Origin of the sequence: Acinetobacter sp. YH01004 (assembly GCF_013420455.1) — a bacterium.
Lineage (GTDB): Bacteria > Pseudomonadota > Gammaproteobacteria > Pseudomonadales > Moraxellaceae > Acinetobacter > Acinetobacter towneri.
On record NZ_VOXZ01000024.1, the window covers coordinates 18,091 to 29,998 of the forward strand.

9 protein-coding genes are annotated in these 11,908 nt (G+C 37.5%); 8 read left to right on the top strand and 1 reads right to left on the bottom strand.

Annotation, left to right across the window (positions count from 1 at the left end):
• Positions 1 to 96: 96 nt before the first annotated feature.
• The 6 genes from FTT71_RS12750 to FTT71_RS12775 are packed head-to-tail and all read left to right on the top strand — an operon-like array spanning position 97 to position 9,071.
• A complete protein-coding gene (locus FTT71_RS12750; protein WP_180092291.1) occupies positions 97 to 1,578 on the top strand; it encodes a class I SAM-dependent DNA methyltransferase in 1,482 nt (493 codons plus the stop codon).
• A complete protein-coding gene (locus FTT71_RS13365) occupies positions 1,575 to 2,687 on the top strand; it encodes a restriction endonuclease subunit S (protein ID WP_257245652.1) in 1,113 nt (370 codons plus the stop codon). Before FTT71_RS12750 ends, FTT71_RS13365 begins: the two co-directional genes overlap by 4 nt.
• A 14-nt stretch (positions 2,688 to 2,701) precedes the next feature.
• Positions 2,702 to 3,451, top strand: a complete 750-nt coding sequence (locus FTT71_RS12760; RefSeq protein WP_179988797.1) for a DUF4850 domain-containing protein — start codon at positions 2,702 to 2,704, stop codon at positions 3,449 to 3,451.
• A 54-nt stretch (positions 3,452 to 3,505) separates the two neighbouring features.
• Positions 3,506 to 6,949: a DEAD/DEAH box helicase family protein gene (locus FTT71_RS12765; RefSeq protein ID WP_179988798.1), complete on the top strand. Its 3,444-nt coding sequence runs from the start codon at positions 3,506 to 3,508 to the stop codon at positions 6,947 to 6,949.
• A gap of 16 nt (positions 6,950 to 6,965) precedes the next feature.
• The gene (locus tag FTT71_RS12770) at positions 6,966 to 8,018 is read left to right on the top strand and encodes a restriction endonuclease (RefSeq protein WP_151839328.1); all 1,053 of its coding nucleotides are present in this window, start codon (positions 6,966 to 6,968) and stop codon (positions 8,016 to 8,018) included.
• A gap of 33 nt (positions 8,019 to 8,051) precedes the next feature.
• Complete coding sequence (locus FTT71_RS12775; RefSeq protein WP_151839329.1) at positions 8,052 to 9,071, top strand: hypothetical protein; 1,020 nt, start codon at positions 8,052 to 8,054, stop codon at positions 9,069 to 9,071.
• 146 nt (positions 9,072 to 9,217) lie between these two features.
• Here the strand turns inward: FTT71_RS12775 and FTT71_RS12780 are convergent, their stop codons facing one another.
• Entirely contained in the window at positions 9,218 to 9,640 is a 423-nt protein-coding gene (locus tag FTT71_RS12780; RefSeq protein ID WP_180161012.1) for a hypothetical protein, read from the bottom strand.
• 168 nt (positions 9,641 to 9,808) lie between these two features.
• On the opposite strand from FTT71_RS12780, the gene FTT71_RS12785 reads away from it, so the two are divergent.
• Together FTT71_RS12785 and FTT71_RS12790 are read left to right on the top strand one after the other, a co-directional pair.
• Positions 9,809 to 11,134, top strand: coding sequence for an ISNCY family transposase (locus FTT71_RS12785; protein WP_179989167.1), 1,326 nt, complete (start codon positions 9,809 to 9,811; stop codon positions 11,132 to 11,134).
• A 466-nt stretch (positions 11,135 to 11,600) separates the two neighbouring features.
• Positions 11,601 to 11,908: recombinase family protein (locus FTT71_RS12790; RefSeq protein WP_180161013.1), on the top strand; the 308-nt coding region annotated here is incomplete at its 3' end.

Below are 11,908 nucleotides of genomic sequence, written 5' to 3' on the forward strand. Positions count from 1 at the left end.
TTAATTTTATGACCTATACTGGTCTTTAATGTGATCATATAGCTTTTACTTTTGAAATCAAAGAGAATAGAGCCAAAGAAATTTGAGAGTCATATCGTGATTACAGGCGAAATTAAAAGCAAAATTGACCAGATTTGGAATGCATTTTGGAGTGGCGGTATTTCCAATCCTTTAGAAGTCATGGAGCAAATGACCTATTTGCTGTTTATTCGCCGACTCGATGAAATTCAGATCACCAAAGAAAAGAAAGCTAACCGCTTAAAAACTGCTGTAGAACATCCAATTTTTACGCCTGAACAAGATCATCTTCGTTGGTCGAAGTTTGTGACTTTGGGTGATGCTGCAACTTTATATAACACCGTTGCCAATGAAGTTTTTCCTTTCATTAAAAACTTAGGTGTTGAAGACGAAACCACCTATAGCCATCACATGAAGGATGCACGTTTTACCATTCCTACGCCTGCGCTACTTACCAAAGTGGTGGATTTGGTTGCTGATGTGCCAATGGATGATAAAGACACCAAGGGCGATATTTACGAATACATGCTCGGTAAAATTGCATCAGCAGGTCAAAACGGACAGTTCCGCACCCCTCGTCATATCATTAAGATGATTGTGGAGCTGATGCAACCGAAGCCAACAGATACCATTTGTGACCCTGCATGTGGTACAGCAGGCTTCCTTGTAGCGGCAAGTGAATACTTAAACGATCATTACGCTACTGAAATTTTTGCCAACCCTGAAGCAGCGAAACGCTTTAGTGAAGAAACTTTCTTTGGTTATGACTTTGACAGTACCATGCTTCGTATTGGTTCAATGAATATGATGCTGCACGGTGTAGAAAACCCAAGTATTGAAAACCGTGATTCATTAAGTGAAGCGCATTCACATATTGCTGAAAAATACAGCCTAATTCTTGCCAATCCGCCATTTGCAGGCAGTTTGGATAATGAAAGCTGTGCCAAAAATCTACAAGCGATTGTAAAAACCAAGAAGACTGAATTACTGTTTTTAGCTTTGTTCTTACGTTTGTTAAAAACAGGTGGTCGTGCTGCGGTGATTGTGCCTGATGGCGTGTTATTTGGTTCATCGAAAGCGCATAAAGATTTGCGTCAAAAGATTGTGGAAGAGCAAAAGCTTGAAGCGATTATTTCGATGCCGTCAGGTGTGTTTAAGCCGTATGCTGGGGTTTCAACTGCCATTATGATTTTCACTAAAACCATGTCGGGCGGTACGGATAAAGTTTGGTTTTATGATATGCAGGCAGATGGTTATTCGCTGGATGATAAACGTAATGAACTAGATGCGTCTAAGCATGAAAATAATAATATTCCTGACATTATTGCGCGTTTTAAAAACTTAGAAGCGGAAAGCACTCGTAAAGCCACAGAGCAAAGCTTTATGGTAGATAAAGCCGATATTGCTGCCAATGGTTATGACCTGTCGATTAACCGTTATAAGGAAGTGGTGTATGAGCAAGTGGAATATGAAGCACCAAGTAAAATTTTGGCGGATTTAGAAGCACTTGAGCAGGATATTTTAAAAGGAATGGCTACACTTAAGGAGATGCTTAAGTGAGTTTGGAATATCAAAAATTAGGTGATGTTGCTGATTTTATTCGGGGTATTACATACAAGCCGAATGATTTGGTTGAAAATTTTTCTGAAGGTTCAACCGTATGTATGCGTACCGCAAATGTACAAGTTCAACTAAAACAGGATGACCTTTTATCAGTTCCTGTTAATTTAGTTAAAAATGAAGATAAGTTTTTAATCGAAGGCGATATCCTTGTTTCCACAGCGAATAGTTGGAATCTTGTAGGAAAATGTTGTTGGATTCCAAAGCTTGAATATTCTGCAACAGCAGGCGGATTTATTTCAATTTTACGAGCTAATCAGGAAAAATTAGATCAACGCTATTTATACCATTGGTTTAATTCACCTAACACTCAATTATTAGCTCGTAATTGTGGACGACAAACGACTAATATTTCTAATATGGATTTAGAGCGTTGTTTATCGATTAAAATCCCACTCCCACCACTCGCAGAACAACGCCGAATTGCTTCTATTTTAGATCAAGCGGATGAGTTGCGCCAAAAACGTCAGCAAGCGATTGAAAAGTTAGATCAGCTTTTACAAGCGACTTTTATTGATATGTTTGGCGATCCTGTAAGTAATCCTAAAGGCTGGGAAGTACTTAAATGGGGAGATGCTCTAAAAATCATTAATGGAAAAAATCAAAAAGCTGTTCTTGATCAAAACGGTACTTTCCCAATATGTGGTAGTGGTGGAGTCATGGGATATGCTAATGAATGGCTTACTCCAGCGCAGTCGGTCATCATTGGTAGAAAAGGAAACATCAATAAACCCATTTTAATGTTTGAAAATTTTTGGAATGTTGATACTGCCTTTGGTTTAGTGCCAAATAAAGATCTACTAAAAGTAGATTACTTATTTTGGTTCTGTCATTTTTTTAATTTTGAGCAACTAAATAAAACTGTAACAATCCCTAGCTTAACTAAGTCTGATTTGTTGAATATAAAAATACCAATTCCTCCGTTGGAAAAACAATTATATTTTTCAAATATATGTGATCAAACACGTAAGTTAAAAAGTAAAATGGAACTAAAAGATTTAAATCTTTTTAGCTCGTTACAAAACCAAGCATTTAGCGGTACTTTATAAATACAAGGATAGTTATGAAATTTAAATTAATCGTAGCCGTTGGCTTAAGTTTTTTTTCAACTGCTAGTTTTGCTGAAAAATATACATTTTCTCCTGTAAGAATAGATATCAGCGTAAATGAACAAAGAAAAATGCATCCTATAACCGCTATAGGTACAGCAATATTTAAAAATGGTGTGCAAGTCCCTGCATATTCGATCAGCGTCCCTAAGGGTATGGATGAAACTGATGCACCACATAGACCTACAGCAAGTTGTAATAAGTCAAAGTGCTATTTCGCAATGGATTTACCAAAAAAACTTGCTGCCAGCATGAGGGTATATAACATTGCTGAAACAGAAGAATGGATCTTAGCACCTGCTGAATGGACACGATTGGAAGGTGCTATTGGTGTAAATGGCAACACCGTTTTAGCACTTGCATCAACAGATCAAAAGTCAAACCTAAGTTTATATGCTGTCCCTGCTTGTGTCGGTTGTGGACTTGATGCCGCAACACCATTTTTCCCAGAAGCTGCAAGGCAAAATCATCAACTATATGGTACTAAGTTTAGTGGGACAACACCACCTGTACACATAGTAAGAGCGAATCAACAAACTGTTTATTATCAGTATCAATTAAAAGGACAATATCAAACCAATGGGGTCGCAAAATTTCGACCAAATGAAGACAATATTTATGATGAACTTAGTGTTACAGTTGCATCAGATAAAATGGAATACGCTCGAATAATGTTAAACTTTTTTTCTTTAACACATAAGTAAATTACTTAATATCAAGAATCTATAAAATTTAATTTAATATTTGAGGGTATATACATGAGTAACTTCTCGTTTTTAGAACCTGAATTTAAAAGCTTGGCAGCCACCGCAAAAGAAGCCGAAAAGCTCACGTATATATCCCCACAATTTGCCCTTGCTGCGGCTCGTTCATCACTCGAAAACCTTGTACTTTGGCTGTATCAATACGATAAAAAACTGACTCAGCCTTATGATGCTTCACTACATAACTTACTCAACGACCTCAAATTTAAAGACCTGATTCCACCCTATATTTGGGACAAAATGGACAACATCCGCATGGTCGGCAATAGTGCCGTACATGGGAAAAAGTTCAAGCAGCTCACTACTGAAGAAACGGTAAGACACATTCAGCATCTTTTCTTGATGTATGTCTGGTTTGAGCGTAACTACGGTTCACCGTCAAAAGACCGTTCTCAGTCGATTATATTTAACCCAAAACTCATACCAAATGCTGACAATACTCAGCAAATTACCGCCAACAAAGAACAACTGCAAAAAGAAGTAGAAACTAAAGAAAAAGAATTTGCAGAACAGCATAAAGCGCTACGTGAGCGAGAACAGAAACTCTTTGAACTCTCTGCAAGTCTCGAAGAGCGTGAAAAACTACTTGCCGATATTGATGCTGAACTTGCTCAAAAACGTGCAGATGTCGAACAAGCCAAAATTGCCAACAGCAAAATCGAAGACCATACCGACTATAAAGAAGACGAAACCCGAAAACTTAAAATTGACCTGATGCTTGAAGAAGCAGGTTGGGAAATTGGCACAACAGTTCGAGAAGAAGTGCCTGTTACAGGGATGCCGAGTCCATCAGGTAAAGGTGCGGTGGATTATGTACTTTATGATGCCAATGGCTTGCCTTTGGCTGTGGTTGAAGCAAAACGTACATCAACTGACCCTGATATTGGGCAACAACAAGCCAAGCTCTATGCAGACTGTTTAGAGCAACAAACAGGACAACGCCCTGTCATTTTCTATACCAATGGTTACAAAACCCGAATTTGGAATGATGTGCAAGGTGGCCCACCACGCTTAGTACATGGTTTTTATACGCAGGCAGAACTCAAACGTCTGATCGAAAGACGTAAGAACAACCCTGATTTAAGCAGCTTCCCGATCAATGCGGACATTGTCGAGCGTTATTACCAAACTCGTGCCATTAAAGCCATGCTTGCAGCCTACCAACGTAAAGAACGTGCAGGTTTACTGATTATGGCAACAGGCACAGGTAAAACACGTACTGCCATTGCACTGGTCGATGTGCTAATGAAAGCCAATGTAGTGCAAAAGGCATTATTCCTTGCAGACCGCACTTCATTGGTCAATCAGGCACACAATGCCTTTAAAGCCAATTTAAAAGATGCTTCATTCGTCAATTTACTTGAAGATAAAAATCAAGTTGGTCGAGTGTATTTCTCGACCTATCAAACCATGATGGGTTTGATTGATGAAATGAATGCCGATGGCACACGTAAATTCGGTACAGGCATGTTTGACCTGATTATTATTGATGAAGCGCATCGAAGCGTATACCAAAAATTTGGTGAGATTTTTAAATATTTTGATAGCCTACTTGTCGGTTTAACGGCTACACCACGAGATGAAGTAGATCGTGACACTTATGCACTATTTGGCTTAGAAAGCGGTGTCCCAACCGATTACTACGACCTCGATCAAGCCATTGCAGATGGTTATCTCGTACCACCGAAAGCATTTTCAGTGCCATTGAAATTTATGCGTGAAGGCGTGAAATATGACGAACTCTCTGAAGAAGAAAAACAACATTGGGATAGTCTAAATTGGGGTGATGAAGATGCACCTGAAGAAGTCTCAGCATCCAAGATTAATAAAGAGCTGTTTAATACAGGCACGATTGATTTAATGCTCAAGCACTTGATGGAAAATGGTATTAAGACCGAAGGCGGTGATCGTTTGGGTAAAACCATTATCTTTGCCGTCAATCAAAAACATGCCCAGTTTATTGCGGATCGCTTCAATGAAAACTATCCGCAATATGATGGCAAGTTTGCCCGTGTCATTACCCATGCCACTAAGTATCCACAAAGCTTAATTGATGACTTTAGCAAGAAAGATTTACCTGAGCCACAGATTGCGATTTCAGTGGATATGCTCGATACAGGGATTGATGTGCCTGAAGTGGTCAACTTAGTTTTCTTTAAAGCTGTGCGCTCTAAAGTGAAATTTATGCAGATGATTGGGCGTGGCACACGACTCTGCAAAGAACTGTTCAGCCCTGAAGATGATAAAAAAGAATTTTATATCTTTGACTACTGTTCTAACTTTGAATACTTCAATGAAAATCCAGATGGTGCGCCTGTATCTACGACAGAACCGCTCGGACAACGCTTGTTTAAAGCACGTTTAAATATCCTGAGTTTACTGAATGCGAAGGACGATGCCACAGAAGAGCTAAAAGCTGTACAGCAAGATATGCGTCAAAGTTTACAGACTGAAGTGAAGTCAATGAACAATGACAATTTCATTGTAAAGTCTGAGCTTGAGCATGTTGAACATTTCAAAAATGATGATGCTTGGAACAACTTAGATGATCTTGCCATCGGTACATTACGAGAACACATTTCGAAACTCCCGAATCAGCTTGAGCCTGAAACTTTAGAAGCCAAACTGTTTGATATGCTTTGCTACAACCTTGAGTTGGCAGTATTGGAAAAGAACAATACAGCAACTCAAAGCTATGCCAATAAAGTGATTGAAATCGCTTCTAAGTTGGAAACTAAAGAAAATATTCCTGTGGTAGCGGCACAGATTAACCTGATTCAAGAAATACAAACTGAAGCCTATTGGGAAGGCATCACTGTTCCAATGCTGGAGTCGATGCGTAAACGCATTCGGGGATTGGTGAAGCTGATTGAGAAATCTACCTCAACGATTGTGTACTCGATGCTTGATGATGAAATTGGTGAAGCAACAGAAGTGGATATTCCTGTGGTTTCCAGTGGTGTAAACATTGCTCAATACCGTAAACGAGTTGAAAGCTTCATCAAATCAAATGAAGATCACATCACCATTGCCAAATTGAAGCGTGGCTTAGCTCTTACCCCAACTGACCTGAACGAACTAGAACGATTTGTGTTTGACGCTCAGGAAGTGGAAAGTAAAGAGAAGTTTGAAGAATGCTTTGGTACTGAGAAACCGTTACCACTTTTCATTCGTTCTCTTGTTGGTCTGGATCGTCAGGCAGTACAACAGGCTTTCTCTAAGTATCTACAAGGTTCAACTTATAACGAAAAGCAAATTCGCTTTATAGAAATGGTGATTGAGCACTTGACCATACGGGGAACGTTAGAAGCATCGCAGCTTTATGAACCACCATTTAATCAGATCCATTATGAAGGGATTGATGGTGTATTCGGTGATGCAGATGCTGACAACATATTTGGGGTTGTTGAAGCGTTTAATGAAAGTGCTGTGGCGTAAATAGGAAAAATATTATATGGCTGTATGGTTGGTAAGAGCTGGTTCACAAGGTGAATATGAAGAAAGGTTTTTGAGTTCATCTAGAATTTATGTAACTTGGGATAACTTACATTTAGATTTAAAAAAAATTGTTAATCGAGGGGATTTAATTGCTGAACTAGCAAAAACAGACCTTGATGCTAAGCCTAGAAAGCTCTCAAATCATGCCAGTCAAATTTGGCCATTTATTCATACGATGAATATTGGTGATCGAATTATTCTACCCTCTAAACTACAGCCCGTTATTTATATAGGAATTATCACTTCTGAATATTCCTATGACCCTGATGCTATTGATCCATTTAAACATTCACGTTCAGTGAAATGGTTAGCTACTGGAATTCCAAGATCTCATTTTTCTCAGGATATTCTGTATAGCTTTGGGGCTTTCATGACTATTTGCCGTATACAGCGAAATAATGCTGAAGAACGTTTACTGGCAATGGAAAAAAACGCATGGCAACCAGAAAACATACATCAGGTAATAAAATTTGAAGGAGTTCAAAAAGACATTGCCGTTGAAGATGCTTCAGATGAATCTAGTTCAGTTGATTTGGAATTTATAGGGCAAGATCAAATTAGAAAAGTGATCGAATCGAAATTTAAAGGTCATAGATTAACGTTATTAGTCAAAGCAGTATTAGAAGCACAAGGATATACTTGTTGGCAAAGTCCAGAAGGTGCCGATGGTGGTGTAGATATTTTAGCTGGTGATGGCCCCATGGGATTTGGGCAACAGCAAATTTGTGTAGAAGTCAAATCAGGAGATGGACAGGTAGATCGTCCAACAGTAGATAAGTTAATTGGAGCGATGACAAAGTTTAATACTAAGCAAGGCTTATTTGTCGCTTGGGGTGGCTTTAAATCTAATGTACAAAAAGAATTAGCCTCTAGCTTCTTTAGAGTTAGGCTTTGGACACAGAATGATTTGTTAAACCAAGTTTTTCTAAATTATGAAAAGTTGAATGATGACATCAAGGCTGAATTACCATTAAAGCGTATTTGGATTATCTCAAATGCTGAAGGTTAAGCTACGTAGAGTTTAATTTAAAAAAGTAAGGTTATGAAACATATAGATAAAAACAAAGATATAGCAGATTATACGCTCATTCAAGAGAATATAGTCTTGAAGCTAGATACCAAAGCAAAAGAACTGTTGGGATATTTCTTTGATGCTTTAAATTATATATATTCCGAAGTTAAGAAAAGTAATAATATTCAAAATATTAATTTTTTCTTACTAAGTTTAAAACCTAAAATTGATTGCATTATAGGAACAAAAAATAAAGAAGTAGTTTATCAGTTACTCAATACTGCTATAGCACAATGGTTTAAAGAGGATATCGGTTCTGCTTACTTAAAAATTGATAAACCTAGTAAGGTTTTGAAGAATAATAAGATATCTTTACCGCTACCACATTGTTCAAATGTCGACTTTATTAGCCCTGATCTTTATAAAAAGCACTTAGATTCCTACTATGATCCGTATATCTATGTATTAAAAATTAAAAATATTTTTATAGCACAAATTAATTTTTATCGCGCCCCATTACGTAAAAAGAAGTTTTATGTATTAAAAAATAAAGAGACTATACAAGTTGCGGGTAATTATGAACGCATTAATTCCTCCAAACTGAAAAAGAAAGCATATGATGACTTAGCAAGTCATGAAGATAGCAAACAAACAAATTACAGTCATAATTTATCGAGGTATAAGAAAAATCCAAAAATTAATGACTTGCGTAAAAAAAAGTATAAAGAAAATTTATCTAAGATGGAGCAAGGTCCTGTTATTACCTCGGGAAATAAAGGTAGTGATGAATCAATTAATTATGAAGCATGGAAACAATATTTTGAACGCTTTAAGAGTACTAACAACATTGATGTTGAAATAGCTTCAGAAATTCTAGAGGCCTTTAAGGAAGTTGATTCAAAACGCAATGAGAGTAATCGAAAATATTTACAAGAATATTATGAGAATGGGAAGCTAGGAAAATTTGGGTTACCACAGGCAAAATGGAGACATGGTACATATGGGATCAGCTCAAAAGAGCCAGATTTTTTTAGTAAGATAAAAGATTAGACTGCTATCTAATATTGAAAATAATTTGAGTCTGATGAATTGATAAAATTTATTGATTTGGTGAACTGGTGAACTAATGAAGGAGAAACTACTGTCCAAGTAGAATAAGAATCAGTGTTCAATACTACGTACCACTAGGTGTCCATTCAGATAAGAATATGCACATGACTAATAATATTCTTTAAATCACCGTTAAAGCTAAAGTTATTTACCAGAAAATCATGTAGTTTGCAGACATCTTCATATAAAAAATTATTTTTTTCTAATTCTGAAAATAGCTTTATATGCTCATTCCAATAAAAAAAATCGTTATTCTTAATTGGATATAGTTCTAAGATTTTTAAGCAGTATGCAAAATTATAGTTTTCTTCATCTACAGCTAAAGAAGTTGCTGAATTAAGTACGAAAAACCCCATTTCTGAAGCAAATTCGGATTTAATTTTAACTTTAGCTATTTCATCATTTTTAAATGGAACATTAGTATATTTTTTCTCAATTTTACCTAGTTTCTTAGCCAGGTTTTTATCCATATTTTTCAATATTAAACAGTAGAATTCTAAAGGATTCATGGATGCCCTAATTTTTTAAAAAATCTAAAATTAACATAATACACCTTATACGAAATGCGTTTGTAACTCCAAAATAGAAATGTCCGGTTTCTCCAAAGTAAAAATGTCCGCTTTTAGAATATGCGCTTTTGCGATTATCGAAGCGGACGGTTTGATATGTTGGTGTCTATGTCGGATAAAGAACTTAAACGATTGTCGGTCGTGCAGGAAATCTGCGATCAACGCATAACTCAATCCCAGGCTGCTCAGCTACTTCATATTTCAGAACGTCAGATCAGGCGTTTACTGCAAAAATACAAAGCTCAAGGCCCAGCTGCATTAGCCCATGCCGGTCGTGGTCAAACCAGCAATTCCAGGCTTCCTGAAGAACTCAGGCTCAAGTGCCTCAATATGGTTGCTGAGCAATTCCATGGTTTCGGACCCACTTTAGCGCATGAAAAGCTGACTACCATTCATGGATTCGATATTTCAGTGGAAACCCTGCGTTCCTGGATGATTGCAGCCGATTTATGGATTCCTCGCTCCAAACGCCTGAAACGCCCATATCAGCCTCGTTATAACCGGGACTGTTATGGTGAACTGATCCAAATTGATGGCTCACATCATGACTGGTTTGAAGGAAGAGCCCCTAAATGCTGTCTATTGGTGTTTATCGATGACGCCACAGGAAAATTGCAGCACTTACGCTTCTGTGAGTCAGAATCAGCCTTTGACTATATGATTTCAACACGTTTGTATGTTGAGCAGCATGGTAAGCCTTTAGCCTTCTACAGCGATAAACATTCAGTCTTCAGGGTGAATCAAAGCAGCAAGAAAGACACCAAGATTACGCAATTTGGGCGCGTACTCAGCACCCTGAATATCGATATTATCTTCGCTAATTCACCACAGGCCAAAGGCCGTGTAGAACGAGCCAATAGAACGCTTCAGGACCGTCTGATCAAAGAAATGCGCCTGGAAGGCATCTGTTCGATTGAACAAGCGAATGCCTGGCTACCCTGCTTCATTGAGCAATTCAATCAGAAGTTTGCCAAGATGGCCTTTAATCCCAAGGATCTACACCGGACTGTCACTGAAACAGCCGAAGAATTAGATGATATTTTTACCTGGCGTGAACCCCGCAGAGTCACGAATAGCCTGACGATTACTTATGATAAATGCGTATATCTCCTGGAAAACACGGAAGAAAACCAAAGATTGATTAGTAAGTATCTTGAGTTCCTGGAATACCCGGATGGTACAGTCGCGATTGAATATCAGGGAAGAAAAATCAATTACAGCATCTTCGATAAATTAAGTCAGCTTAACCAGCGAGAGATTGTTGAGAATAAACGTTTAGGTGCAGTTCTCAATCATATTCAACAACAGCATGAAGAATTGGAACAGCAAAACAAACGTAATCGTTCTCAATCTATGCCAAGCAGACGTGCACAGAAGACAGTAATCAAAGAACGAAATCTGAATCCTGTGCTTGACTTGGAAATGTCTGTATAGGACATTTCTATTTGGTTTTAAGGTAGGACATTACTACTTAGGAATAACAGCGTTATAATTCTCTATAGAAATCAATGCTGTAGTTTCTAGTTGATAGCCCATCTTCCCCAAGGTGGGCTTTTTTTATGATTTTTCACGTTCCACGCTTATTATTTAATCAAAAGACCTCTTGCGAAAGTATAGTTTATCTAATTTTTGAATTGGCTAAAACCTCATAAAATATAGCTTTTGGCTGCTTAAAATTTGACTAACGCAAGAATTCTAAAGTTTCTCAACTTTGATTAGCTCAAATAAATACCATTTCTCTTTTTCTAGGTCTCTTTAAATCACGAATTATGTAACTATAGAGTATAGCCTAACGGAACAAAATAAAGTCTTAAAAAGCAACTCAAAAACCGTATTTATAGACTTAATATTTAATTTCGGTACAATATGTATTTAATTATCTAAACTCTAACGGTACAGAATGCCTAATCAGGTCGGATATATTCGAGTCAGTTCAACTGAACAAAATACTGAACGTCAATTAGATGGAATCAGCCTGGATAAGACCTTTACTGAAAAGGCAAGCGGTGGTAGCCGTGAACGTCCTCAGTTAAATGCAATGCTCGACTATCTGCGTGAAGGTGATACGGTGCATGTTCATAGTATTGATCGTCTGGCACGTAATACAAATGATCTGAACGAAATTGTGAATAGTCTGAATGATCGTGGTATAACCATTATTTTTCATAAAGAGAATTTGACCTTCAGTCATGATGTAGCACAATCGGC

Bases quoted from the DNA above. Each gene is read 5' to 3' on its own strand.
- FTT71_RS12770 (WP_151839328.1), top strand. From the start codon at position 6,966: ATGGCTGTATGGTTGGTAAGAGCTGGTTCACAAGGTGAATATGAAGAA.
- FTT71_RS12765 (WP_179988798.1), top strand. From the start codon at position 3,506: ATGAGTAACTTCTCGTTTTTAGAACCTGAATTTAAAAGCTTGGCAGCC.
- FTT71_RS12785 (WP_179989167.1), top strand. From the start codon at position 9,809: ATGTCGGATAAAGAACTTAAACGATTGTCGGTCGTGCAGGAAATCTGC.
- FTT71_RS12780 (WP_180161012.1), bottom strand. From the start codon at position 9,640: ATGAATCCTTTAGAATTCTACTGTTTAATATTGAAAAATATGGATAAA.
- FTT71_RS12775 (WP_151839329.1), top strand. From the start codon at position 8,052: ATGAAACATATAGATAAAAACAAAGATATAGCAGATTATACGCTCATT.
- FTT71_RS12760 (WP_179988797.1), top strand. From the start codon at position 2,702: ATGAAATTTAAATTAATCGTAGCCGTTGGCTTAAGTTTTTTTTCAACT.